This is a genomic window from Micromonospora sp. NPDC051141 (assembly GCF_044455765.1).
Lineage (GTDB): Bacteria > Actinomycetota > Actinomycetes > Mycobacteriales > Micromonosporaceae > Micromonospora.
On record NZ_JBITFD010000018.1, the window covers coordinates 1 to 25,402 of the forward strand.

22 protein-coding genes are annotated in these 25,402 nt (G+C 72.5%); 2 read left to right on the forward strand and 20 right to left on the reverse strand.

The features are described from left to right. Positions 1 to 361 precede the first annotated feature (361 nt). The 12 genes from ACIA6B_RS27840 to ACIA6B_RS27895 all read right to left on the reverse strand — a co-directional run bounded on the left by ACIA6B_RS27840 (position 362) and on the right by ACIA6B_RS27895 (position 10,037). The gene (locus ACIA6B_RS27840; protein ID WP_396777779.1) at positions 362 to 817 is read right to left on the reverse strand and encodes a DUF2550 domain-containing protein; all 456 of its coding nucleotides are present in this window, start codon (positions 815 to 817) and stop codon (positions 362 to 364) included. 12 nt (positions 818 to 829) lie between these two features. Further along, the gene (locus ACIA6B_RS27845; protein WP_047893558.1) at positions 830 to 1,108 is read right to left on the reverse strand and encodes a F0F1 ATP synthase subunit epsilon; all 279 of its coding nucleotides are present in this window, start codon (positions 1,106 to 1,108) and stop codon (positions 830 to 832) included. A gap of 108 nt (positions 1,109 to 1,216) precedes the next feature. After that, positions 1,217 to 2,359: an LCP family protein gene (locus ACIA6B_RS27850; protein ID WP_396777781.1), complete on the reverse strand. Its 1,143-nt coding sequence runs from the start codon at positions 2,357 to 2,359 to the stop codon at positions 1,217 to 1,219. 214 nt (positions 2,360 to 2,573) lie between these two features. Beyond that, positions 2,574 to 4,019 (reverse strand): F0F1 ATP synthase subunit beta, encoded by a 1,446-nt coding sequence (gene atpD, locus ACIA6B_RS27855; protein WP_107156997.1) that lies wholly within the window; start codon positions 4,017 to 4,019, stop codon positions 2,574 to 2,576. Next, entirely contained in the window at positions 4,019 to 4,948 is a 930-nt protein-coding gene (locus ACIA6B_RS27860; RefSeq protein ID WP_107156996.1) for a F0F1 ATP synthase subunit gamma, read from the reverse strand. The genes atpD and ACIA6B_RS27860 overlap by 1 nt, the downstream gene beginning before the upstream one ends. A gap of 4 nt (positions 4,949 to 4,952) precedes the next feature. Beyond that, the gene (gene atpA, locus ACIA6B_RS27865) at positions 4,953 to 6,605 is read right to left on the reverse strand and encodes a F0F1 ATP synthase subunit alpha (RefSeq protein WP_396777783.1); all 1,653 of its coding nucleotides are present in this window, start codon (positions 6,603 to 6,605) and stop codon (positions 4,953 to 4,955) included. 85 nt (positions 6,606 to 6,690) lie between these two features. Next, positions 6,691 to 7,512: a F0F1 ATP synthase subunit delta gene (locus ACIA6B_RS27870; protein ID WP_107156994.1), complete on the reverse strand. Its 822-nt coding sequence runs from the start codon at positions 7,510 to 7,512 to the stop codon at positions 6,691 to 6,693. After that, positions 7,512 to 8,051, reverse strand: a complete 540-nt coding sequence (locus tag ACIA6B_RS27875; RefSeq protein ID WP_396777785.1) for a F0F1 ATP synthase subunit B — start codon at positions 8,049 to 8,051, stop codon at positions 7,512 to 7,514. The genes ACIA6B_RS27870 and ACIA6B_RS27875 overlap by 1 nt, the downstream gene beginning before the upstream one ends. Positions 8,052 to 8,081: 30 nt before the next feature. After that, on the reverse strand, positions 8,082 to 8,315 hold the full coding sequence (locus ACIA6B_RS27880; RefSeq protein WP_091571232.1) for an ATP synthase F0 subunit C: 234 nt from the start codon (positions 8,313 to 8,315) through the stop codon (positions 8,082 to 8,084). Positions 8,316 to 8,385: 70 nt separating this feature from the next. Further along, the gene (gene atpB / locus ACIA6B_RS27885; protein WP_396777787.1) at positions 8,386 to 9,183 is read right to left on the reverse strand and encodes a F0F1 ATP synthase subunit A; all 798 of its coding nucleotides are present in this window, start codon (positions 9,181 to 9,183) and stop codon (positions 8,386 to 8,388) included. Positions 9,184 to 9,194: 11 nt separating this feature from the next. Next, positions 9,195 to 9,431: an AtpZ/AtpI family protein gene (locus ACIA6B_RS27890; RefSeq protein WP_107157102.1), complete on the reverse strand. Its 237-nt coding sequence runs from the start codon at positions 9,429 to 9,431 to the stop codon at positions 9,195 to 9,197. 174 nt (positions 9,432 to 9,605) lie between these two features. After that, complete coding sequence (locus tag ACIA6B_RS27895; RefSeq protein ID WP_396777789.1) at positions 9,606 to 10,037, reverse strand: hypothetical protein; 432 nt, start codon at positions 10,035 to 10,037, stop codon at positions 9,606 to 9,608. 87 nt (positions 10,038 to 10,124) lie between these two features. On the opposite strand from ACIA6B_RS27895, the gene ACIA6B_RS27900 reads away from it, so the two are divergent. After that, entirely contained in the window at positions 10,125 to 11,591 is a 1,467-nt protein-coding gene (locus ACIA6B_RS27900) for an SDR family oxidoreductase (protein WP_396777791.1), read from the forward strand. A gap of 153 nt (positions 11,592 to 11,744) precedes the next feature. Here ACIA6B_RS27900 and ACIA6B_RS27905 read toward each other — a convergent pair whose 3' ends face one another. The 4 genes from ACIA6B_RS27905 to prmC all read right to left on the reverse strand — a co-directional run bounded on the left by ACIA6B_RS27905 (position 11,745) and on the right by prmC (position 16,115). Beyond that, positions 11,745 to 13,856: a transglycosylase domain-containing protein gene (locus ACIA6B_RS27905; protein WP_396777793.1), complete on the reverse strand. Its 2,112-nt coding sequence runs from the start codon at positions 13,854 to 13,856 to the stop codon at positions 11,745 to 11,747. A gap of 112 nt (positions 13,857 to 13,968) precedes the next feature. Continuing rightward, positions 13,969 to 14,580, reverse strand: a complete 612-nt coding sequence (locus ACIA6B_RS27910) for a phosphotyrosine protein phosphatase (RefSeq protein WP_396777794.1) — start codon at positions 14,578 to 14,580, stop codon at positions 13,969 to 13,971. Continuing rightward, positions 14,581 to 15,225: an L-threonylcarbamoyladenylate synthase gene (locus tag ACIA6B_RS27915; RefSeq protein WP_396777796.1), complete on the reverse strand. Its 645-nt coding sequence runs from the start codon at positions 15,223 to 15,225 to the stop codon at positions 14,581 to 14,583. It abuts the gene before it with no gap. Next, entirely contained in the window at positions 15,225 to 16,115 is an 891-nt protein-coding gene (prmC, locus tag ACIA6B_RS27920) for a peptide chain release factor N(5)-glutamine methyltransferase (protein ID WP_396777991.1), read from the reverse strand. The genes ACIA6B_RS27915 and prmC overlap by 1 nt, the downstream gene beginning before the upstream one ends. 130 nt (positions 16,116 to 16,245) lie before the next feature. Between prmC and ACIA6B_RS27925 the strand changes: the two genes are divergently transcribed. Beyond that, a complete protein-coding gene (locus ACIA6B_RS27925; RefSeq protein WP_281937623.1) occupies positions 16,246 to 17,799 on the forward strand; it encodes a GGDEF domain-containing protein in 1,554 nt (517 codons plus the stop codon). A 66-nt stretch (positions 17,800 to 17,865) separates the two neighbouring features. Here ACIA6B_RS27925 and prfA read toward each other — a convergent pair whose 3' ends face one another. From prfA to rho, 4 genes are all read right to left on the reverse strand, one after another. Continuing rightward, complete coding sequence (prfA, locus tag ACIA6B_RS27930) at positions 17,866 to 18,954, reverse strand: peptide chain release factor 1 (protein WP_396777798.1); 1,089 nt, start codon at positions 18,952 to 18,954, stop codon at positions 17,866 to 17,868. An 89-nt stretch (positions 18,955 to 19,043) separates the two neighbouring features. Beyond that, positions 19,044 to 19,268, reverse strand: coding sequence for a 50S ribosomal protein L31 (gene rpmE, locus ACIA6B_RS27935; protein ID WP_073828674.1), 225 nt, complete (start codon positions 19,266 to 19,268; stop codon positions 19,044 to 19,046). A 248-nt stretch (positions 19,269 to 19,516) separates the two neighbouring features. Next, positions 19,517 to 22,984, reverse strand: a complete 3,468-nt coding sequence (locus tag ACIA6B_RS27940; RefSeq protein WP_396777800.1) for a phosphodiester glycosidase family protein — start codon at positions 22,982 to 22,984, stop codon at positions 19,517 to 19,519. A 141-nt stretch (positions 22,985 to 23,125) separates the two neighbouring features. Beyond that, positions 23,126 to 25,243, reverse strand: coding sequence for a transcription termination factor Rho (gene rho, locus ACIA6B_RS27945; protein WP_396777802.1), 2,118 nt, complete (start codon positions 25,241 to 25,243; stop codon positions 23,126 to 23,128). Between the last annotated feature and the right edge of the window lie 159 nt (positions 25,244 to 25,402).

A 25,402-nucleotide genomic window follows, 5' to 3' on the forward strand; every position in this document is an offset into this window, starting at 1 on the left:
AAGACAAGTTCTGGCTGCTCGCGGGGCGGGGGCCTCAATCGCGGCGCCGGAAGTGAGTGCAACGACCGGAGACCCACCGTCATTCCCGGGCGGGGCCGGCGGCGGGGGCCGCTTACCTTCCTCGGCCGTGCACCGGGATACAACGCCGCCACCCCGCCGACGATTCCGCCGCGAGCGTGCCGCCCACCACCCCAAAACCGGACATCCCACCCAGTCGGGCACACCCCGAGCGTGACTCCTCCACCCCCCGCTCGCCGATCTTGCAGTTGCTGCCTGCGCAACGTCGCTTTTGTGCCGTTATGGGAGGGCGACAACTGCAAGATCGCGCGGTGCGGGGGCCGGGCGGGCGGGGGCGGGGGCGTTAGGCGGCGGGCCAGTCCTGGGAGGCCAGACGTGGCGAGACCGCCCCCGGAGGGGCGGCCTCGAGCCAGGAGAGGAAGCCGGTGACCGTGGATCGCGCCATGGCGATCTCGACCGGAGCATGGTCGCTGGTACAGCGCAGGATCACCCAGTCGGCCGGCATGGAGAAGCGCTCCTGCCCCTCGGGCAGTCGGCGACGCTCCACCGCCAGCCCCTTGCGGGAGAGCACCCGCTTCGGGCGGAGCGCGAAGCTGAACATGCGGTACCAGCGGAGCTGATCGCCGGCGAACCGGCCGAAGCCGGGTGACCAACCACGGCCGTCGAGCATCGTGGTGACCCGGACGCTCAGCCGGATGATTCCCCCGCTACGGGTGAACAGGGCCCGCCGGATGAAGAGGATCAGAAGCGCGACGACGACGACCGCGACGCCGATTCCGATCCCTTCCACGATCTCCATCGGCGGGTCGGCTCAGCGGGCCGGAGTGGCCGGGGTGGCGCTCTCGGCGAGGACGGTCACGCCCTCACCGGTGACCGACAGGAAGCCGCCGGCGACGTCGTACGCGACCTGCTGGCCACCGGCCTGCTTGATGCGCACCTGGCTGGGCTCCGCGAGCTGGCCGAGCAGCGGCGCGTGCCCCGGCAGCACACCGAGCTCACCCTCGGTCGTCCGGGCGACGACCATCTCGGCCTCACCGGTCCAGACCTTCTCCTCGACGGCTACGAGCTCGACGTGAAGCTGCTGTGCCACGCTGTCTCCTTGCTGCGGCGGCGGATTGCCGAAAGTCTAGTCGCGACCCCGAGCGCCACCCAACGCGGGTGGTGAGAGCCGGACCACGGTGCCCCGCACCCGTTCAGGCTACTGGCTCTTCTGCTTGAAGTCGGGGTGCTCCAGCAGGAACGCGTCCAACTGCTCGGCACGCAGGGCGGCGAAGAAGTCGTCGGCCGGCGCGAGGAGCTGTTCGCCCCGGTAGGCGCTGCCGCTCCCGATCGGCCCGCCGGGCAGCTTGATCGTCTCGATGGCGTCGGGACGGATGTCCTTGAGCGCGAGGCCGAAGTCGACCACGCTGTTGCCCCGGCCGTTGAAGACGAGCGACTGCCCGGCGGCCCGCAGCACCCGGTCCAGCTTGACCGGGTTGGCCACCACGTCGGCGCTGAACGCCTGGCTCACCATCGCCTTGACGAACTGCTGCTGGTGCCGCTGCCGGCCGTAGTCCGCGTCCGGCACGCCGTTCTTGGGGTAGCGCTGCCGGACGTAGTCAAGCGCCTGCCAGCCGGTGAGGTGGGCGTCGCCCTTCTCGTACCGGGCCTGCGGGCCGAGGTAGCCGCCCCCGCCGGGCTTGAGCTGGCGCGGCTTGCCGTCCGGCTGGAGGTGCTCGGACTTCACGTCGCGCTCGATGTACATGTCGACGCCGCCCATCGCGTCCACGATCTTCTTGAACCCGCTGAAGTTGATGATCGCGCCGGCGTCGAAGCGCTTGATGCCGGTGACCCCCTGGACGGTCTTGGCGAGCAGTTCGAAGCCCTGCGCGGCGCTCGGGTTCTTCCCCGGCACGTTGCTGCCGTGCGACATGGCGGCGTTGATCCGGTCGGTGCCGCCGGCGTAGTCGGCCTTCGCGAAGGCCGGGATGTCCACCCGCAGGTCGCGCGGGAGCGAGAAGAGGTAGCCGCGGTCCATGCCGGCCGGCACGTGCAGGATCATGATCGAGTCGGAGAGCGGGCGGGCCGTCGAGGTGCGGGGGTCGATGCCGACGAGCAGGATGTTGAGCGGGCCCTTGATGTCGCTCTTCTTCTCGGTGGCGCCGGCGGCCTGGTCACCGAAGAGGTCGCCCTTGCCGACCGCACCCTCGTAGCGCGCGACGAGCGTGTGGTAGCCCACCAGCACCGAGCCGCTGAGCACCATCATGACGATGCCGAGGATGGTGCTGATCCGGGCCCACCGCGGCACGCCACGCCACATGGACCGCTTGCCCCGGTCCGTGCCGCCCTTACCCACGAGCATCTCCTATCGTCGCGCCCACGAAGAGGAGACGGGCGCAGGGGTCCGTTTCGTTGCAGAGATCAACGACGGTGACGCGAATTCGTGTCACGAACGGTACCGCGCGCTTCGGCGAACCGCTTGCCGGCCAACCGGACGTCTGGTACGGACCGGTCGTGAACAGGCGAAGGCCGCCCCGACGAGGTGTCGGGACGGCCTTCGTGGTGTGAGCGGGCTCTCAGCCCTCCTCACCCATCAGCTCCTCGGCCTTGGCCTTGAGGTCCTCCAGGCCGCCGCACATGAAGAACGCCTGCTCCGGGAAGTGGTCGAACTCCCCCTCGCTGATCCGGCGGAAGGCGTCGATGGTCTCCGCGATCGGGACCGTCGAGCCCGGCACGCCGGTGAACTGCTCGGCGGCGTAGGTGTTCTGCGAGAGGAACCGCTCGATCCGGCGGGCACGGCCGACGGTGAGCTTGTCCTCCTCGGAGAGCTCCTCGATGCCCAGGATGGCGATGATGTCCTGCAGGTCCTTGTAGCGCTGAAGGATCCGCTTCACCTCGGTGGCGACGGCGAAGTGGTCCTCGCCGACGAACTCCGGGGCGAGGATCCGGGACGAGGACGCCAGCGGGTCCACGGCCGGGTAGATGCCCTTGTCGGAGATCGACCGCTCCAGGTTGGTGGTCGCGTCGAGGTGGGCGAACGTGGTGGCCGGCGCCGGGTCGGTGTAGTCGTCGGCGGGCACGTAGATCGCCTGCATCGAGGTGATGGCCTGGCCCCGGACGGAGGTGATCCGCTCCTGGAGCTCGCCCATCTCGTCGGCCAGGGTCGGCTGGTAACCCACGGCGCTCGGCATGCGGCCGAGCAGCGTGGAGACCTCGGAACCGGCCTGGGTGAAGCGGAAGATGTTGTCGATGAAGAGCAGCACCTCCTGCTTCTTCACGTCGCGGAAGTACTCCGCCATGGTGAGCGCGGAGAGCGCGACCCGCAGCCGGGTGCCCGGCGGCTCGTCCATCTGGCCGTAGACCAGCGCGGTCTTGTCGATGACGCCGGACTCGGTCATCTCGGCGATGAGGTCGTTGCCCTCGCGGGTGCGCTCACCCACGCCGGCGAAGACCGAGGTACCACCGAAGTTCCGGGCCACCCGGGTGATCATCTCCTGGATGAGCACCGTCTTGCCCACGCCGGCGCCGCCGAACAGGCCGATCTTGCCGCCCTTGACGTACGGGGCGAGCAGGTCGATGACCTTGATGCCGGTCTCCAGCATCTCGGTCTTCGGCTCCAGGTCCGCGAAGGCCGGAGCCTTGCGGTGGATGCCCCAGTGGTCGTCGGCCTGGATGGTCTCGCCCTCGGTGAGGTTGAGGCACTCGCCGATCGCGTTGAACACGTGGCCCTTGACCGCGTCGCCCACCGGCACGCTGATCGGCGCGCCGGTGTCCCGGACGTCGGCGCCACGGACCAGGCCGTCGGTCGGCTGCATGGAGATGGCGCGGACCAGGTTGTCACCCAGGTGCTGGGCGACCTCCAGGGTCAGCGTCTTCTCACCGCCGGAGAGCGTCACGTCGACGTGCAGGGCGTTGAACAGACCCGGCATGGCGTCGCGCGGGAACTCGGCGTCGACGACCGGGCCGATGACCCGGACCACGCGACCCGTGGCCGTCTTGGTCTCCACTGCGGATACAGTCATCACACTTCACTTCCCGACGCGGCCAGCGCGTTCGCGCCGCCGACGATCTCACTGATCTCCTGGGTGATCCCGGCCTGACGGGCCGAGTTCATCTCACGCGTGTACTTCTCGATCATCTCTTCGGCGTTGTCGGTGGCGCTCTTCATCGCCCGCCGACGGGCGGCCGACTCGCTCGCCGCCGACTCCAGCAACGCCGCGTAGATCCGCGTGTTGATGTACTTCGGCAGCAGCGCGTCGAGCAGCGACTCCGGCTCCGGCTCGAACTCGTACGCCGGCAGCAGGCCCTCGGACCGCGGCCGGTCCTCGACCTGCATCGGGCCGACGATCCGGGTCACCGGGTTCTGCGTCATCAGGGACTTGAACTCGGTGTAGACGATGTGCAGCTCGTCCACGCCGAGGATCCCGTCCGCCCCGGCGTGGCCGTCCGCGTCGTCCGCGCCGGCGGTGAACGCCTTGATCAGCGTGTCACCGACCTCGCGGGCGTCGTCGAACGACGGCTGCTCGGAGAAGCCCGTCCAGCTCCCGGCGATCTCCCGGTTGCGGAACCGGTAGAACGCCACGCCCTTGCGACCGATGACGTAGAGCACCGGCTCCTTGCCGTCGGCGCGCAGCCGGGCGATCAGCGACTCGGCGGTCCGGATCGCGTTCGAGCTGTACCCGCCGGCCAGACCCCGGTCGGCGGTGACCAGCAGGACGCCCGCCCGCCGCACCCGCTCACGCGGGGTGAGCAGCGGGTGGTCGATCCGCGCGTTGGAGGCCAGCGCCGTCAGCACGCCGGTGATCGCCTCGGCGTACGGCAGCGAGGCCGCCACCTTGGCCTGGGCCTTGGCGATGCGGCTCGTCGCGACGAGCTCCATCGCCTTGGTGATCTTCTTCATCCCCTTGGCGGAACGGATCCGCTGTCGGAGAACGCGTACCTGGGCGGCCATCGGATCAGCTCTCGGCGGGGCGGTCGGTGGTGCCGTCGCGGAAGCGGGTCACCGTCTCGCGGGTCTGCTCACCCTCCAGCGGCTCGGCCGGGGCCTCGTTGACGCGGACCTCGTCGTCCTTGCCCAGGAAGACCTGCTTGAACTCGGCGATGGCCGAGTCCAGCGAGGCGATGATGTCGTCGCCCCACTTGTTGTCCGCGATCGAGGCCAGCACGCCCTCGTGCTTGTGCCGGAGGTACTGGAGGAACTCCGCCTCGAAGCGGCGGACCTCGCCGACCGGGACGTCGTCCAGCTTGCCCTCGGTGCCGGCCCAGACGGAGACGACCTGCTCGTTCACCGGGTACGGCGAGTAGTTCGGCTGCTTGAGCAGCTCGACCAGGCGGGAGCCACGGGCGAGCTGGTTCTGCGAGGCGCGGTCCAGGTCGGAGGCGAAGGCGGCGAACGCCTCCAGCTCACGGAACTGGGCCAGGTTGAGCCGCAGCGAGCCGGCGACCTTCTTCATCGGCTTCACCTGCGCGGCGCCGCCGACCCGGGAGACCGAGGTGCCGACGTTGATGGCCGGCCGGACGCCCTGGTTGAACAGGTCGGTCTCGAGGAAGATCTGACCGTCGGTGATCGAGATGACGTTGGTCGGGATGAACGCCGAGATGTCGTTCGCCTTGGTCTCGATGATCGGCAGGCCGGTCATCGAGCCGCCGCCCAGCTCGTCGGAGAGCTTCGCGCAGCGCTCCAGCAGGCGGGAGTGCAGGTAGAAGACGTCACCCGGGTACGCCTCACGGCCCGGCGGGCGGCGCAGCAGCAGCGACACGGCCCGGTACGCCTCGGCCTGCTTGCTCAGGTCGTCGAAGACGATCAGGACGTGCTTGCCGCCGTACATCCAGTGCTGCCCGATGGACGAGCCGGTGTAGGGGGCGAGGTACTTGAAGCCGGCCGGGTCGGACGCCGGGGAGGCGACGATGGTGGTGTACTCCATCGCGCCCGCGTCCTCCAGCGTCCCCTTGATGGAGGCGATGGTGGAAGCCTTCTGGCCGATCGCGACGTAGATGCAGCGGACCTGCTTCGTCGGGTCGCCGGAGCGCCAGTTGTCCCGCTGGTTCAGGATGGCGTCCAGCGCGACGGTGGTCTTGCCGGTCTTGCGGTCACCGATGATCAGCTGCCGCTGGCCACGGCCGACCGGGGTCATCGCGTCGATGGCCTTGATACCGGTCTGCAGCGGCTCGAAGACGGACTGGCGGGCCATCACGTTCGGGGCCTGGAGCTCCAGCTCGCGGAAGCCCTCGTTGGCGATGTCGCCGATGCCGTCGATCGGCTCGCCGAGCGCGTTGACCACGCGGCCGAGGAACGCGTCGCCGACCGGCACGGAGAGCACCCGGCCGGTGCGCTTGACGCGCTGACCCTCTTCGATTCCGCCGAAGTCGCCGAGGACGACGACACCGATCTCGCGCACGTCGAGGTTCAGCGCCACGCCGAGCGTGCCGTCCTCGAACTCCAGGAGCTCGTTGGTCATGGTCGAGGGCAGACCCTCGACGTGGGCGATGCCGTCGCCGGCGTCGGCGACGGTGCCGACCTCCTCACGGGAGACGTCGGCCGTGTAGGAGGAGACGTAGCGCTCCAGGGCGCCGCGGATCTCCTCCGTCGAGATGGTCAGCTCGGCCATCCTCTGCTTCCTTAAAGTTCAGGGGCCCGGGATACCAGGTACCGACCGGTCCGATGGCGTCGAAATCAGGGCTGCAAGACGCTGGTCAGCGCTTCGCGAGCGCGTTGCGGGTCTCGTTGAGGCGGCGCAGGACGGTGCCGTCGTACAGGTCGGAGCCGACCCGTACGCGCACCCCGCCGAGCACGTCGGGGTCGACCGTCTGCTTGACGGACACCTCCCGACCGTACATGCCGGAGAGGCGGGCACCGAGGCGTCGCTCCTCCTCCTCGGTGAGCGGGGCCGCCACGGTCACGTACGCGACCTGACGGTCCCGCCGGTCCGCGGCCAGCTCGACCAGCCGGGTGAGCGCGCCGCCGAAGGAGCGGCCCCCGAAGCCCGCGAGCGCGACCTCGACGAGGCGGACGGTGACCGGACGGGCCTTGCCGGCGAGCAGTTGGCCGGCGAGGCCGGACCGCCGCTCGGCCGGGGCCATCGGGTCGGAGAGCGCGTTGGACAGCTCGGCGGAGCCGGAGACGACCTGCCCGAAGCGGAACAGCTCGTCCTCGACCTCACCCAGCTCGCCGGCCGAGTCGGCGCTCGCCAGGAGCGCCTCCACGCCCAGCCGCTCGACGCCGTCGAGCAGTTCCGACGGGGTCGACCAGCGACCGGCGACCAGCGCGGTGAGCAGGTCGAGCGCCTCCGCGCCGACCTTGCCGCTGAGGATCCCGGTCAGCAGGGCCGTGCGGTCCGCACCGGAGCGGGCCGGGTCGGAGAGCGCCCGGCGCAGCCGCGGCTCGCGCCGCAGCAGGGCGGCGACGGAGAGGATGTCGTCGGCGGTGGAGGCCACCGCCGACGGCTCCGCGCCGCGGACGTACGCGTCGAGGCGTTCGACCCCGGCGGCGTACGACTCCCGGCTGGCGGCCTGCATCAGCGGGCCCCCGTGCTCTCGAGACCGCTCAGGAACCGGTCGACGGTGCCCTTGCGACGCGCCTCGTCGGCCAGCGACTCACCGACGATCTTGCTGGCCAGGTCCACCGCGATGGTGCCCATCTCGGTGCGCAGCTCACGCACGATGGTGGCCCGCTCGGCCTGGAGCTGCTCCTTGCCGGCGGCGATGACCCGGTCGGACTCCTCGCGCGCCTTGGCGAGGATGTCCTGACGGATGCCCTCGGCGTCGGCCCGGGCGTCGTCCCGGATCCGGGCGGCGTCGGTACGCGCCTCGGCGAGCTGGGCGCGGTACTGCTCGAGCAGCTGGTTCGCCTCGGCCTGGGCGGCCTCGGCGCGCTTGATGCCGCCCTCGATCGCGTCCACCCGGGCCTGGAACGTCTGCTCCATGCGCGGGAAGACGAACTTCATCAGCACGATGCAGAGCACGATGAAGGCGACGCCACCGACCACGATCTCCTGCCAGACAGGGATGATCGGGTTGTGGGTCGTCTCACCACCCTCAGCGGCGAGGAAAAACATGGAAGACCTCCCGGTCGAAGGGGGGCTGGATTAGAGCTGGCCCTGCCAGATGAAGCCGAACGCGATGCCCAGCAGCGCCAGCGCCTCGATGACGGCGAAGCCGATCCAGACGTAGGGCAGGGTCATCCGGGACGACTCCGGCTGGCGGGCGGTCGACTGGATGTAGGCCGAAAAGACCAGGCCCACGCCGATGCCCGGGCCGATGGCCGCGAGACCGTAGCCGATGGCGGCGGTGCTGCCCTCTACCGCGGCGTAGATGTCCATTGGTTGGTTCCTCCTGGTTATCACGCGTGACTCTCACGCGGGACGACAACGGTTGGTGCGAAAGATCGGATCAGTGCTCGTCGGCGAGCGCGCCCTGCACGTAGCTGGCGGTCAGCACCGTGAAGACGTACGCCTGCAGACAGATCACCAGGAACTCGAGGAAGGTCAGCGCGACCGTCATCGTCCAGGACAGCACCGACACCGGCGCCAACCAGGCGTTGGCGCTGATCATGGCGAACCCGCCGAGCGTGAAGACCAGCAGGAGCATGTGGCCGGCGAACATGTTCGCGAAGAGACGGACGGCGAGCGAGAACGGCCGGACGATGAACGTCGAGAAGAGCTCGATCGGGATCAGCAGCGGCAGGATGAACCAGGGCGCCGGCGGAACCAGAGAGTTCTTGAAGTACTTCACGAAGCCGTGGTGCCGGATGCCGACGTAGTTGAACATCACGTAGCTGATCACGGCGAGGAAGGCCGGGAACGCGATGTGCGAGTTCGGCGAGATCTGGAAGAACGGCACGATCGCGAAGAAGTTCGTCAGCAGGATGAAGCAGAAGAGCGTGGTGAAGTACGGCGCGAACCGCACCCCCGCGTGCCCGATCATGTCCACCGCGATGTTGTTGCGGACGAAGCCGTAGATCGACTCGGCGAACCACTGCTTCTTGGTGGGGACGAGCTGCGGCTTCCGGTAGCTGACCAGGAAGAAGATGATCAAGATGCCGACAGCGACCCACACCATCGCCGTGATCTTGGTGAACCAGTACGAGTTCTCCGCACCCCAGGGCAGGATGCTGGGCAGGTAGAAGTCCCCCACGCTCGGTGGGAATTCCGCCTGGCCCTGAGCCAGGACGTTCGCCTGTCCGAACACCGCGTCCCTTCCTATGTAGGCGTGCCCAGCCGGCGGACGACCAGGATGATGCCCCCGGCCATGCCGAGCACGACCCCGATGCCGGTGGCGACGCCGCCGGTATCGAGCCAACGGTCGACCAGCCAGCCGACGAAACCCCAGACGAGCATGCCCCCGATGAGGTATGAGAGCGCGGTCCAACCCTGACCGGCACCGGACGGAACGTCGCCCGAGCCGCCAGCGTTGGGGGGTTTCTGGTCACCGGCCATGACGGGGCGAACGATATCAGCAAGGCAGAAGAGGTTGTGCCTCACCCCCCGCACAACCTGGTTGTGTGGGACACGGGCGGGCGAAGTCGTCTGGAGGCACCGTACTCCTCCCGCGCCACTGAGAGAATGACCGATCGCGGACGCCGTGGCGCGTCGTCCGAAAGATGGGACGGGTCAGCGCGCGACCCGTCGCGCGTGGACGGTGGCGAGCCACCAGATGTGCACGCCGGTCCAGATCACCACGCCCGCCGCGAGGCCCAGGCAGAACGGGATCAGCCCGGGCCAGCCGGTGGAGGCGACAAGCACCAGCACGCCGCCGAGCGCGGTCATCTTGGCCACGTAGAGGCCCAGCCCGAACGGCAGCACGAGCTGCGGGTCGCGGGCGTCGGCCCAGGCCAGCACCACGGTGGTGAGCGTGTAGCTGGCCGCCGTGACGGCCACCCCGCCGGCCGCGCCGAGCGCGCCGTCCGCGCCACGCCACATCCCGCCGGCCACCGCCGCCACCGCGGCCAGCACGGCCACCGCGGCCAGCAGGACGGGCAGGTGACGCAGTCGCCACCCACGGTCCGCGATCGCCTCCGCCGCACGCGTCCCCGACTCAGCCACGGGGGTACGCCGGGAACACCGTGGTCATCTGCCGCTCCCTCGCGTTCTCCACAGCGAAGGAGTCTACGGAGCCGCACACTGGAGCCCGTGAGATGCCTCGTCACCGGTGCCACCGGCTACATCGGCGGGCGCCTCGCGCCCCGCCTCCTGACCGAGGGGCACACCGTGCGCTGCCTGGCCCGCACGGCCGGGCGGCTGCGCGACGTGCCCTGGGCCGCCGACGCGGAGATCGTCGAGGGCGACCTGCGCCGGCCGGAGACGCTGCCGGCCGCGTTCGAGGGCGTGGACGTCGCGTACTACCTGGTCCACTCGCTCGGCCAGCGTGGCTTTGAGGCGGCCGACCGGGAGGCGGCGACGAACTTCGCGGCGGCGGCGCGCGCCGCGGGCGTACGCCGGATCGTCTACCTCGGCGGGCCGGAGCCGGCGGAACGGGACGGCCTGCCCTCGGCGCACCTGCGTTCCCGGGCGGAGGTGGCCCGCATCCTGCTCGACAGCGGCGTGCCGACCGCGGTGCTGCGGGCCGCGGTGATCATCGGCTCCGGTTCGGCCTCGTTCGAGATGCTGCGCTACCTGACCGAGCGGCTGCCGGCGATGGTCACCCCCCGCTGGGTACGCAACCGGATCCAGCCGATCGCGGTCCGGGACGTGCTGCGCTACCTGGCCGGCTGCGCGCACCTGCCGCCCGAGGTGAACCGTGGCTTCGACATCGCCGGTCCGGACGTGCTGACGTTCGCGCAGATGATGCAGCGCTACGCCCGGGTGGCCGGGCTGCGGCCCCGGATCATCCTGCCGGTGCGCCCGCTCACCCCCGGGCTCTCCTCGCACTGGGTCGGTCTGATCACCCCGGTGCCGAACGCGATCGCCCGGCCGCTGGTGGAGAGCCTGATTCACGAGGCGGTGGCGCACGAGCACGACATCGCCCAATACGTGCCCGACCCGCCCGACGGGCTGACCGGCTTCGACCAGGCGGTCGACCTGGCGCTGGCCAAGGTGCGCGACGCGGAGGTGGAGACGCGCTGGTCGACCGCGAGCGGGCCGGACGCGCCGGCCGAGCCGCTGCCCTCGGACCCGGACTGGTCCGGCGGCACCGCCTACACCGACCTGCGGGAACAGGAGGTGGGCGCCCCACCGGCGGCGCTGTGGCGGGTCATCGAGGGTGTCGGTGGCGAGCACGGCTGGTACTCGTTCCCGCTGGCCTGGTCCGTGCGCGGCTGGCTGGACCGGCTGGTCGGCGGCGTGGGGCTGCGCCGCGGCCGGCGCGACCCGCACCGGCTCCAGGTCGGCGAGGCGCTGGACTTCTGGCGGGTGGAGGAGATCGTCCCGGGCGAGCTGCTGCGGCTGCGCGCCGAGATGCGACTGCCCGGCCGGGCCTGGCTGGAGATGCGCGCCGAGCCGGCCGAGGACGGCCACAGCCGGTACGTCCAGCGCGCCGTCTTCCTCCCGCACGGCCTGCCCGGCCATCTCTACTGGGCCTCGGTCGCCCCGTTCCACGCCGTCGTGTTCGGCGGCATGGCCCGCAACATCGCCCGCAACGCCGAACACCCCACCCCCTGACCCCCTGGTCCCCTCCCCTCCCCCCTCCCACCCCACGCCCCTCAGCGACCGCTTTCACGGAAAGAGTGGCTGTTCCGGGCCGCTTGGCCACTCTTTCCGTGAAACAGCGCCCGACCTGGGGTGGGGTGGGGGGTGGGGGCGAGGGGGACGGGGTCAGTTGCCGGTGCGGGGGGTGGTGTGGTGGAAGGCGACCGCCTCGCCCGGGGGGACGAAGTCCCGGACGGGCTGGTCGCGCAGGGCCCAGGCGAGGATGCGGCCGACGGCGGCGATCTGCCGCTTCTGCACGCCGCCGCCGACCGCGTCGCGCGGGTCGTCCGGGTTGGCGGCGATGGTGGCCACCGCGAGCTGCGGGGTGAACGCGACAACGGTCTCCGTGGCGTTCCGCTCCGAACTGCCGGTCTTGCCGGCCAGCGGGCGACGCAGACCGGGAGCCAGTTCCTCGGCCGTGCCGCCGGCACACCTGCGGTACATCGACTGGTCGCCCACCGGGCAGCGGCTGGCGTCGGCCGCCGCGCGGGCCACCTCGGTGTCCAGCACCTGCCGGCAGTCGGCGTCCCCGGCGGCCACCCGCCGGCCGGTCGGGTCCGTGATCGAGACGACCGGGGTGGGCCGGCACCAGGTCCCCTCAGCGGCCACCGTGGCGTACGCGTTGGCCAGGTCGAGCGGCGTGGTGGCGGAGACGCCGAGGGTGAACGGTCCCCAGTTCGCCGCCCCGTCCCGGGCCATCTTCGCGTCCTGCGGCGCGCGGAACACGATGCCCAGCCGCTGGGCCATCTCGACCACCCGGTCCGCGCCGACCCGCTCGGTCAGCCAGGCGAAGTACGTGTTCACCGAGCGACCGAACGCGTCCCACATGTCGCGGTCGCCGTCCATCCAGTACGTGTTGGCGTTCGCCGGGCACCACCGGCCGCCGCAACTGGCCGGGCCGCCGGAGATCGGGTACTTCGTGACGTACACCCGGGGCGCGTCGAACTCGGTGTCCAGCGGCAGCCCGGACTCCAGCGCGGCCAACAGCGCGAACAGCTTGAACGTGGAGCCGGCCTGGTAGCCGGTGATGTCGCCGCCCCCGGCCACGAGCTGGTTGACCGTGTTCGGGTAGTTCTGCTGCCCGGCCGGGTTGTCGCCCACGCCGTAGCCACGGTTGACCGCCATGGCCAGCACCCGTCCGGTGCCGGGCTGCACCACCGCGGTCGGCGCGGCCCGCGCGATCGTCTCCGGGTAGACCGTCCGGACCTGCTCGCTCGCCTTGGCCTGCACGTCCGGGTCGAGCGAGGAGACGATCGACCAGCCGCCCCGGCGCAGCGTCCGCTGCCGTTCGTCGACGGTCTTGCCGAACGCCGGCTGGGCGTTCCACCACTTGGTGAACCAGTCGCAGAAGAAGCCCCAGTCGTTGTGACCGGCGGGCACCGCGGCGCAGTCGTTCGGGGTGGCGCTGGGCTTGAGGGCCAGTGCGGTCTCCTTGGCCGCGGTCGCCTCCACCGCGCTCGCCCGACCGGTCTCCACCATCCGGTCCAGCACGTACGCCCGGCGGTCCAGCGCCGCCCCGGCGTCGCCGTTGATCGGGTCGTCGTGGTCCGGCGCCCGCACCAGCCCGGCGAGCAGCGCGGCCTGGGCGAGCGTGAGCCGGTCCGGCGTGGTGGAGAAGTAGCGCTTGCTGGCGGCGGCGATGCCGTACGCCCCGGCGCCGAAGTACGCGATGTTCAGGTAGCGCCCGAGGATCTCGTCCTTGCCGACCTGGCGTTCCAGCGTCAGCGCGTACCGCATCTCACGGATCTTGCGGCCGGCGGTGATCTCGGTGGCCGCGGTCCGCTGCGCCTCGGTCAGCCGGGGGTCGCCGGCCAGCGCGTTGCGCACGTACTGCATGGTCAGCGTGGAGGCGCCCTGCCGGGTGCCCTCCGTGCGGTTGGCCGTCAACGCCCGCAGCACGCCCCGCACGTCGACGCCGTGATGCTCGTAGAAGCGCACGTCCTCGGCGGCCACGATGGCGTCCCGCATCACCGGCGCCACGTCGCCGACCGGCACGTCCACCCGGTCCTCGACGTAGAACGAGGTGATCAGCGTGCGGCCGTCGTTGGCGTACAGGTTGGCGCGTTGCGCCGGTTGCGGCGCCCGGAGCGCCTCCGGCAGCTCGGTGTACGGCATCAGGTTCTTCACGCCCAGCCCGAAGACCAGCGCGGCCGGCAGCGCGGCGGCGGCCAGGGCCAGTCCGGCGAGCACGCCGGCGAGCAGCACGGTGAACAGCTTGTCGAGATGGGCGCGGTTCATCAGCTCTCCCCGCAGGAGCCGGCCGTACGGACCCGTCAAGAATGACCGGATTTGCCGTTTTCGCCGGCACCTTCGCTGAAATGCGCAGGAAGTTCGCGAGAAAGGATGAACCTCAGGGGAGCAACGCGGCGGCCAGCGGCTGGACCGTCTCCTCGATCTCGTCGGCCACCCGGCTGAAACACTGGTCGCCCCGTCCCCACGGGTCGTCCAGGTCGTCGGTGGGCAACGCCGGGTCGCCCCGGCGGGCCGCGTCGGCGGCGGCCACCAGCGCCATCCCCCGGGTGTGCACCGCCTCCGGGGTCGGCCCGGCGGGCGGCAGGGCGGACCGGTCCAGCCCACCCAGCAGCCGGCCGAACTCGCCCAGCACGAACGTGCGCCCGGCGGCGTCCGGCCGCAGCGCCACCACGTACTCCTGCTGGTCGGCGGTGGCGGTGAGCACCAGGTCGGCGGCGTCGATCAGATCCGAGCGCAACCGCCGCGCGGCGAACCCAGCCACGTCACCACCGCGGGCGGTCACCTGTCGCGCGGCCGGCGGGTTCATCTCCTCGCCGGCGTGCCAGCCGCCGGTGCCGGCGCTGTGGCTGTGCACCAGCGCGTCCGAGCCGGCCGGGTCGACGTCGAGCCGGGCCAGCCGCTCCCGCACGGCGAGCAGCAGCAGCCGCTCGGCCATCGGCGACCGGCAGATGTTGCCCATGCAGACGTGCAGGACGGTGAAGGGCGGCACTCAGAACCCCCGCTCGTCGAGGAGTTCCGGCGCCACCTCGCGCAGCTTCACCACCGACACCGCGCCCTGGCGCAGCACCCGCGGCACCTCGCCGGTCAGGTCGACGATGGTGCTCGGCACCGGGTCCACCGCCGGCCCGGCCTCGAGGTATGCCCGGACGCCGTAACCGAGCTGGTCGCGGGCCTCCTCGGCGGTCAGCGCGGCGGGCTGGCCGACCTTGTTGGCCGAGGCGACCGCCATCGGACCGGTCTCCCGCAGCACCTCCAGCGCGACCGGGTGCAGCGGCATCCGCACCGCCACCGTGCCGCTGGTATCGCCGAGGTCCCAGGCCAGGCTCGGCGAGTGCTCCACCACGATCGTCAACGCGCCCGGCCAGAACGCCTCGACCAGGTCGCGGGCCACCTGCGGCAGCGAGAAGACCAGGCCGTCGAGGGTGTGCCGGGAGCCGATCAGCACCGGCGGCGCCTGCCGGGTGCCACCCTTGGTGTCCGCCAGGGCCTTCACCGCGTACGGCGTGAACGCGTCCGCCCCGATGCCGTAGACCGTGTCGGTCGGCAGGACGACGAGTTCCCCGTTCTTGACGGCCTCGATGGCAGCGGCGATGCCGCGGTCCCGGTCGGCGGGCGACCGACAGTCGTAGAGCATCACGAGGAGTCAGTCTGCCACGCCGCGCCGGGGTCGGCGTGTCGGCCGTCCGCCCGCCGGGACGCGGTCGCCCAGCGGGGCCGCCCGGCCAGGTCCCGGTGCTCCGCCACGTGCGCGTACCGGCCGTCGGCGGCGAGCAGGGCCGGCACCGCCGTGGCGTGCGTGTCGTCGTGCTCGACGCCGATCACCCCGCCCGGACGCAGCAGCGTCGCGGCGCGGGCCACCACCGGCCGGATCACGTCCAGCCCGTCCGCGCCGCCGAACACCGCCTCGTCCGGGTCGTGGCCGGCCACCTCCGGCGGCACGGTCACCGCGCGCGGCACGTACGGCGGGTTGCACAGCAGCACGTCGACGCGGCCGGCCAGGTCCGCCAGCAGGTCCGGATCGGTGACGTCGGCGACCACCACCTCGACCGGCCGGTCCCCCGCGCCGGCCCGCCCGGCCGCGTTGCGCCGCAGCCAGGCCAGCGCGGCCGGGGAGCGTTCCACCGCCACCACCCGGGCCGCCGGCACCTCCTGGGCGACCGCGAGCGCGATCGCGCCGGAGCCGCTGCACAGGTCGACCACGAGCGGCGCGGCGAGCTGCCGGGCCACCTCGACCCCCCAGCCGGCGAGCAGTTCGGTCTCCGGGCGGGGCACGAACACCCCCGGCCCGACCGCCAGCTCCAGGTGCCGGAAGCCGGCCGCGCCGGTGAGGTGCTGCAACGGCTCCCGGGCCACCCGCCGGTCGAGCAGCGCGGCCAGGCGGTCACGTTGGACCGCGGTGAACCCGTCGGCCAGCGCCAGCCGGCCGCGCGGCACCCCCAGCACGTACGCGGCCAACTGCTCGGCCTCCGCCCGCGGCGCCGCCACGCCGGCGGCGGCCAGTGTCCGGGTGGCGCGGGCGATCATCGGCGAGACGCGTTCGCGTTCTGTCCCTTCGGACGGGTGTTGCGGGAGTGTGCTCACGCAATAATCATGAAGCGTCGCGGGTCGCCACACGAGCGGGTGCGTCCGGGCGCACACGTCAGGGAGGTCGCGAGTGGGCTGGCTCGACCAGGTCGAGGACCAGGTTGACGCCCTCCGACGTGCCCGGGCGTTGCAGGAGGCGAGCCGTTCGGCCGAGGCGTGCGTGCTGCTCGACCGCGTGATCCGCACCACCGACGACCCGTACGCCCGCGCGGACGCGCTTGTGCAACGCCTGTCCGCGCTGATCAATCTCGGTCGGACCGCCGAGTTCACCAGGGCCGTCGAGGACGCCTCCGCCGCCGTGCGCGACCTGGCCGAGCCCTACCTGCACGGGCACCTCAACGCGCTGGCCGCGCTCGCCGCCCACCACCAGGGCGCGCTCGACCGGTGCGTGATGCACCTGGTCCGGGCCGCCCGAGCGCTCGGCGCCGACGACACGCCGGACCGCGACACCGCCTGGGGCTGGCACGACCTGGCGATGGCGTACTCGTACCTCAGCTTCCACGGCCACGCGCTCGGCGCGATCGAACGCGCCCGCGAGGTCGGACTGAGCGCGGGCATTCCGGAGGAGACGTTCGCCGCGCCGGGGATCCGACTGCGCAACGCGGTGGCCCTGGACCACAACGGCGACAGCGACGGCTGCCTGCGGGTGCTGCGCGACGTGGCCGGTGACCTGGCCCGGTTCCTGCGCGGCGGGCAGGCCGCCAACCTGCGGCCCAGCAGCCTCACCGCCTACGGCTACGCCGCCGCCCGTCGTGCCGCGCTCGGCGACCGGGTGGAGTCCGCCGGGGACGCCGACCCGAACCGCCTGCTCGGCCACGGCGGGGACAGCGCCCGCGCCCGCGACCTGCGCCAGCTCGGTCAGGTCTGCCTGGCGGTCGCCGCCGGCCGGCCGATCGAGGCGGTCACCCGGCTGGACACGGTCCGGGCCTCCGACGAGACGCTCGGCGCGGCCGAGCCGCCCCGGCTGCGCAGCATCGCGCTGGCCCGGGCCGGCGACCACGCCGGCGCGCACCGCGCCGACCGGCACGCGTTCCGGCTGGCCGCCCGGCGCAGCGACCGCCTGCGCGACGTCTACATCGACGGCATCGCCGCCCGGATCGACCACGAGGAGATGCGCCGCGAGGCCGCCCGGTACGAGGGCGAGGCGCTCACCGACCCGCTCACCGGCCTGCCCAACCGCCGCCGGCTGGAGCGTTACCTCGGCGCGGTGGTGTCCCGGGGCGAGCGGGTGGTGATCGGCGTCTGCGACCTCGACGGGTTCAAGGCGGTCAACACGCGGCACGGCCACCACTCCGGCGACCTGGTGCTGCAACGGGTGGCCGGCGTGATCAACCGGGTGATGCGGCGGGGCGACTTCGTGGCCCGATACGGCGGCGACGAGTTCGTCGTGGTGCTCCCCGACACCGTCATGCCGGAGGCGGTCGAGGTAGCCCGCCGGATCGAGGCGGCCGTCCGCACCGAGGACTGGGACACGCTGGTCCCGGGCACCCCGGTCGGGGTCACCATCGGGTTCGCGGAGGTCGACGGCAGCACCACGATCAGCGTCCGGGAGGCGCTGGGCGCCGCGTTCGAGCTGGCCGACCGGGAGATGCTGCGCGCGAAGGACCGCCTCCGCGCGAGCTGAGGTGTAAGGCGGGGCCCCCGGTCAACGCCTCCGGTATGGGCCGGGCCCCCTGTTGACAACGCCCCCTCAGCGGCGGGACAGTTCGGTCTCGCCGGCCAGCCGGGCCGCGCGGTCCGCCTCGGTCAGCGCGTCGAGCACCCCGTCCAGCTCGCCGGCCAGCGCCAGGTCGAGGTTGTACGCGGTGTAGCCGATCCGGTGGTCGGTGATCCGGTTCTGCGGGAAGTTGTAGGTGCGGATCCGCTCCGACCGGTCCACGGTGCGGACCTGCGCCTTGCGGGCGTCCGAGGCGGCGGCGTCGGCCTGCTCCTGGGCCGCGGCGAGCAGCCGGGCGCGCAGGATCCGCATCGCCTGCTCGCGGTTCTGGAGCTGCGACTTCTCGTTCTGGCAGGACACCACGATGCCGGTCGGGACGTGGGTGATCCGGACCGCCGAGTCGGTAGTGTTGACCGACTGGCCGCCGGGCCCGGACGAGCGGAACACGTCGATCCGCAGCTCGTTCGCGTCGATGGTGACGTCCACGTCCTCCGCCTCGGGCAGCACCAGCACGCCGGCCGCGCTGGTGTGGATCCGGCCCTGCGACTCGGTCACCGGGACGCGTTGCACCCGGTGTACGCCGCCCTCCCACTTGAGCCGGGACCAGACGCCGTTGCCGCCCTCGGGCACGCCTCTGGTCTTGATCGCCAGCGAGACGTCCTTCACCCCGCCGAGGTCGGAATCCTGGGCGTCGATCACCTCGGTGGTCCAGCCCCGGCGCTCGGCGTACCTGGTGTACATCCGCAGCAGGTCACCGGCGAACAACGCCGACTCCTCACCGCCCTCGCCGGCCTTGATCTCGACGATCACGTCCTTCGCGTCGTGCGGGTCACGCGGGATGAGCAGTTCGGCGAGCCGTTCTTCGAGCGCCGGCAGGGTGGCCGCGATGGTGTCCGCCTCGGCGGCGAACGCCGGGTCCTCGGCGGCCAGTTCGCGTGCGGCGACCAGGTCGGCACGGGCCTGCTCCAGTTCGCCGGCTGCCTTGTGCAGCGGCACCAGCTCGGCGTACCGCCGGCCGACCCGCCGGGCGGTGCCCTGGTCGGCGTGGATGGCCGGGTCGGCCAGCCGCTTCTCCAGGTCGGCGTACTCGTCGAGGAGGGCGGCCAGGCGCTCACTGCTCATGCTGCGGATGCTCCTTCAGAAGACGCCGGGTGGAAACGGACGAACGCCCGTGCCCGGCACGGAGCCGGACACGGGCGTCGTCGACGGAGCTACTTGGCCTTCTTGGCCTGAACCTTGGCGTACTTCTGCTGGAACTTCGCGACCCGACCGGCGGTGTCCAGCACGCGCTGCTTACCGGTGTAGAACGGGTGGCAGGCGCTGCAGGTCTCGACGCTGATGGCGCCGCCCTTGGCGGTGCTGCGGGTCGTGAACGTGTTGCCGCAGGAGCAGCGGACCTCGGTGGTCGCGTACTCCGGGTGGATGTTGGGCTTCATGTCGCCTCGGTCCTTTCGTGGGTGGTCGCCGGGTCGCCGTCGGTGTGCCCCGTCGTGGTGACGGGCTCGGGCGTGAACCGGAACCGGTGGCCGATTGACCAGTGTGCCATGGGCGTCGGCCGGCCGGCACAGCAGGTCCGCCCGCCACAACGCCCGGCCACCTCCCCGCATTCCCGCCCACCGCCGGGGCATGCGCGCGCCCCGCCGGCCGGGCTCCTCCCCCAGGACGAGGAGCCCGGCCGGGGGACCTACGCGGCGGGGCGCGCCTGCGCCGCCGCGGTGGTGGTCACCGTGGCCTCGGCGCGGACGCCGTTGACGGTGACCGTGAGCAGGATCCGTGCGCCGGCACGCAGCGCGGTGAGCTGACCGGTCGACGGGTCGAACCGGGCCACGTGCCACGGGCGTACCCCGGTCGCGTCGCCGACGTGCAGGTTGGGCGAGCCCGCCCAGTCGGCGCTCACCGGCGGCCCCACCGGCACCTGCCGGCCGCCGGGCTGGGTGAGCGTGGCGACGACGGCCGCGGGGGCGCCGAGGCGCACCTGGGCCGGCGCGTCCAGCACGAGCCGGTCGACGTGGGCGTGCGTCTCCGCGGTCACCCACTCCGGCCCCTCGGCGAGCGGGTCGCGGCGGGCCCGCTCCGCCTCCCGCGCGGAGACCGGGTCCACCCCGAACTCGGTCCAGCCGGTGAAACCGCCCTGCCCGGCCGGGGTGGACGGGTCCTTGCCCGCGTTCCCGTTGATGACGTACGGGACGCCGTCCACCCGGTCGGCGTGGAACGTGCCGACGTGTCCGTTGACCATCACCGCGCCCTTGCCGGTGCGGTGCTGGAAGTCGGCCAGCCACTGCTCGACGAGCGCGGCCTCCTTCCGGTCCCCGAGCTGGCTGGCCTTGACCGGGCCCGGGTCCCGCGGCGGGTGGTGGAACAGCACCGCCACCGAGCCGACGGCGCGGTCGGCAGCCGCCTCGTCAAGCGTCCGGCGCAGCAGCTCCACCTGGTCGAAGCCGCCCCCGCGCAGCGAGCCGCTGGCCGTGCTCAGGGTGAGGAACCGGGTGCCCCGGTGGTCGAAGACACGCTTCGTGTCCCCGAACACGCTGCGGAAGTTGTCGATCGGGGCGCCCATGATCTCGTGGTTGCCCGGCACGTAGTGGTAGGGCACCTCGCCGCCCAGCTCCTCGTCGAGGATCCGCTTGGCCAGCGCGAAGTCCGCCGGGTACGCGGTGTCCACGAAGTCGCCGTCGATGATCAGGAAGTCCGGCCGGGCGGCGCGGACCTCGCGCAGCGTACGGCGGGCCTGGGCGACCAGCTCGCTGTCCGGGTCGGCGGCGACGAACTGGGCGTCGGAGAGCACCGCGAAGCGCCAGGGCGCGCCGTCGACGGTGCCGTCGCGCAGCACCACCCGGTCGGTGCGGTTCGGCTCCGCGGGCGCCTGCACGTCCGGCGGCACCCGGGCCACCAGGTCGTCGATCACCACCTCGCTGCGGTACTGCTTCGCCGGGTCGGTCTCGGCCACGTAGAACCGGCGCACCCGCACCGGGTACTGCACGCCGGGCGGCACCGCGAACTCGACGTACTTCCAGCCGGTCCAGTCCAGGTACGGGCCGCGCAGCACGAACTGGGTGTCCTGGGCGTCGTGCAGGTGCAGGCTCGGCCACTCGCCGGCGCCGTTCGCCTTGATCCACATACCGAACGCCTGCGGCTGGCCGGGCACGTCGATCCAGGCCGGCGGGTCGGCGTACGCGGCCCGGGTGCCGGTGGACTGGCTGAAGTCGTACGACATCTTCAGGCCGGCGCCGGTGTGCCCGTCCGCCGGGGCGACCGCGCCGGCGGCCCGGGCCTGGCTGAACCGCCAGGACGCGGCGTCGTCGAAGCCGGCCACCGGCACGTCGGTCAGCCCGACCGTCACCGGCAGCACCGTGCGGTCCCCGCCGACGCGGGCGGTGACCAGCGCCGAGCCGGACCCGCCGAGCGCCGTCACGGACAGGTTGCCGTCGGCGGTGGGGGTGACGGAGAGCAGGTCGTGGTCGTACTCCAGCGTCAGGTCGGCCGGCTCGATCGGCGCGGTGTTGCCCTCGGCGTCGTAGCCGACCACGCCGAACAGGCCGGTGTCGCCGGCCCCGTCGAGGCCGACCCGGTCGACGGTGGCGTCGATCCGCGCCAGCGGGCCGAGCACGGTCAGGTCGAGCGTGCCCCGGGCCCGGCCGCGGGTGGCGGTGACGGTGCTCCGGCCGGGGCTGCCGGCCCGGAAGATGCCGTCGCCGTCCACCCGGCCGTGGGTGGCGCGCCAGCGCGGCTCGCCGGCCGCCGGCCCGTACGTCTCGTCGTGACCGGCGGCGGTGAGCCGGCGGGTGAGGCCCGGGAAGACCCGGTCCGGCCGACCGCCCCGGACCGGGGCGACGCCCGGCGCGGCGGTCGGGTCGCTCGCGGTCTCCAGCCAGTACCCGGTGAGCCGGCCGCTGCCCTTCGGCGCGTAGACGGCCAGCCCGTTCGGCACCGGCCGCTCGCTGCCGTCGGAGGGGCTGTTCTCCACCTGGACCGCCGCCGCGCCGGGCTCCCGGGCCAGCAGCGTGGAGGAGCCGCCGCCGTCGAGGTTGAGCGCGTTCGCGGCGCCCAGCTCGACCATCATCCGGCCCATCTCGGTCTGGGTGACGCCGCGGCTGTCCACCTGCCGGCCGTCCACCGTCAGCATGATCATCCGACGTCCGTCGGCGGAGAACCCGACCGACGTACGCGGGGCCAGCGACTGGTCGGCGATGCTCTGCACCACGCCGTCCCGGACCAGCACGTTCCCGCCGCCCACCGCGGCGCGCAGGTCGCCACCGTCGGAGGCGCGCGGACGCCAGGACAGGTCCACCGCGTCGCCGGGACGCAACGCGGCGAGCGCGTCCGCCCCGGCCTCCCGGCCGAGCAGCACCGTGCTGCCGGCCGGGATCGGCCCCTCCCCCGCCGTGGTGGCGACCGTGGCCACCCGCCCGCCGGTCACCGTCACCTCGACCACCCGCGCCGCGCCGTCCACCGCACGCTGCCGGGCGTACGCGCCCCAGAGCGGCGTGAACACGCCCACACCGTCGCGCTGCACCATGTTGTTGAACTGGGTCAGCGGCACCGGTCCGGCGGGCAGCGCGGCGGTGCCCTCGAAGCCGACCTCGACCACCCGGCCGATGCCGCCGGCGCTGATCCCGACCGCGTTGGGGTGCCCGGCGACCGGCGACTGCACCAGCTCGCCGGAGCGGATGCCCACGCCCTGGGCGGCACCGGAGTTGTTGATGTCGAAGAAGTCGCCGTTGACGGCCGCCACGGCGCGGGACCGGTCCACCGCCGCCCGCAGCGGCTCGTCCCGGGTGACCGCGCCGGAGTTGACGTAGTCCACGGTCAGCCCGCCGGACAGGTCGGCGGTGAGCGCGTCGGCCCGCAGCCAGCCGGCGGCGTCGTACCTGTCGAAGGAGGTCAGGTCGAGACCGGGCGCGACCGGCCGGGTGGTCTTCGCGGTCTCCAGGCCACCGGCGGGTTCCACCGCGGCCAGCGTGACCGCCGACTCGGGTCGGGAGGAGGCCGCCGGCGCGTCCTCGGCCGCGGTGCCCGTCGGGGTCGCCGTGGTCGGGATCGCCGTGGTCGGCGGGGTGGCCGCCGCGGCCGACGGCATCGGCGCGGCGAGGGTGAGCAGCGGCGTCAGCAGCAGGACGCCGGCGGAACGGATGGATCGACTGCGCAGTCGCATGGACGACAGTCAACCCGACTCTGAACAGAAGTTTCAATACCTCACGGCTGAACCGTAGAAAAACTTCAGCCGGCCCGGGTGTCGCGAACGCGAACGAGGGGCACGGCCGGTGGCCGTGCCCCTCGTCGTCGGTCCGTCAGGTCACTCGCCCGGAGTGGACTTCGCGATCTGCATCAGGAACTCGATGTTGGTGCGGGACTGCTTGAGCCGGTCCAGCAGCAGGTCGAGCGCGGCCTGCGAGTCCAGCGAGTGCAGCACCTTGCGGAGCTTGTGGATGATGGCCAACTCCTCCGGCGCGAGCAGGACCTCCTCCTTGCGCGTACCGGTGGGGTTGATGTCGATCGCCGGGAAGACGCGCTTGTCGGCGATCTTCCGGTCCAGCTTCAGCTCGGCGTTGCCGGTGCCCTTGAACTCCTCGAAGATGACCGTGTCCGCCATGGAACCGGTCTCCACCAGCGCCGTGGCGATGATGGTCAGCGAGCCGCCGTTCTCGATGTTGCGGGCCGCGCCGAGGAAGCGCTTCGGCGGGTAGAGCGCGGTGGAGTCGATACCACCCGACATGATCCGGCCGCTGGCCGGCGCCGCCAGGTTGTACGACCGACCCAGCCGGGTCACCGAGTCGAGCAGCACGACCACGTCGTGCCCCAGCTCCACCAGGCGCTTCGCCCGCTCGATCGCCAGCTCGGCCACCGTGGTGTGGTCCTGCGGCGGACGGTCGAACGTGGCCGCGATGACCTCGCCCTTGATCGACCGCTGCATGTCGGTGACCTCTTCGGGCCGCTCGTCCACCAGCACCACCATCAGGTGGCACTCCGGGTTGTTGCGGGTGATCGCATTCGCGATCGCCTGGAGCACCATCGTCTTGCCCGCCTTGGGCGGTGACTGGATGAGCGCCCGCTGACCCTTGCCGATCGGCATGACCAGGTCGATGACCCGGGTGGTCAGGATGTGCGGCTCGGTCTCCAGCCGCAGCCGCTCCTGCGGGTAGAGCGGGGTGAGCTTGTAGAACTCCGGCCGGCGCTTCGCCTCGTCCGGCTCCATGCCGTTGATGGTGTCCAGCCGGACCAGCGGGTTGTACTTGTCGCGCCGCTGCTCGCCGTCCCGGGCCGCCCGCACCGCGCCGGTGATGGCGTCACCGCGGCGCAGGCCGTACTTCTTGATCTGGGACATCGAGACGTACACGTCGTTCGGGCCGGCCAGGTAGCCGGTGGTCCGGACGAAGGCGTAGTTGTCGAGCACGTCGATGATGCCGGCCACCGGGACGAGCACGTCGTCCTCGCCGACCTGCGGCTCGCGGACGGCACCGCCGTCGCCGTTCTCGCCCCGCTCGCCGCGGCCACGCCGACGGTCCCGGAACCGGCTGCGCCGGCCCCGCCGGCCGCCGCTCTCGTCGTCGTCGTCGTTGTCGCGGTTGTCCCGCTCGGCGCGCTGCCCCCGGTCGTTGCGGTCACCCCGGTCGTTGCGGTCACCCCGGTCGGCACGCTCACCCCGGTCGTTGCGGTCGCCCCGGTCGTTGCGGTCGCCCCGATCGTTGCGGTCAGCCCGGTCGTTGCGGTCGCCCCGCTCGGCACGCTCACCCCGGTCGGCACGCTCGTTGCGGTCACTCCGGTCGTTGCGCTCGCCCCGCTCGGCACGCTCGCCCCGATCGTTGCGGTCGCCCCGCTCGGCACGCTCACCCCGCTCGGCACGCTCGCCCCGGTCGTTGCGCTCGCCCCGCTCGGCACGCTCGCCCCGGTCGCGGCCCCGGCCTTCGGCACGCTCGTCGCCGCCATCGGCCCGCTCGGCACCGCGCTCGGCCCGCTCGCCGATCTCGGCGGGCGCCTCCGCGGCGGGTGCCTCGGCCGGACGCGCCTCGGTGGCCGCGGTGGCGGCCCGGGTACGACGGCCACGGGTGCGGCCCTCGGTCGCCTCGGCGGTCGGCGCCTGCTCGGCGGGACGACGCCCGGCCTCGGCCCGCTCCTCACGGACCTCGGCGTGCACCTCCTCGCGTGCGGGAGCCGCCGCGGCTGCAACCTCGGCCCGCGGTCGAGGGGTACCGGCGGCGCCGCCGCCCTGCCGCTCGGTGATCGCACTGATCAGCTCGCCCTTGCGCATGCGAGCCGTACCGGAGATGCCGAGCGACGCGGCCAGGCTCTGGAGCTCCGGCAGCAGCATCGCCGACAGGCCGGTACCGCTACGCCGACGGCGCGTGGGGGCGGCGGTGGTGGCATCGCCAGCGACGTTGGAAACATCCGACGTCACGTCGGTGGTGTCGCTCAATGGATTCCTTCCCTCGATAGGCCGGGGCTGCCCGGGGTCGTGGAACCAGGTGGCCGGGCGGCCTCGGTGCACCCGCCTCGCATGGACGCGTCGCGGGAGTCTGTAACACAGCAGCAGGGCGGTCTCCCGACTCACCAACCTCGGTGAGCAGGTCTCGCC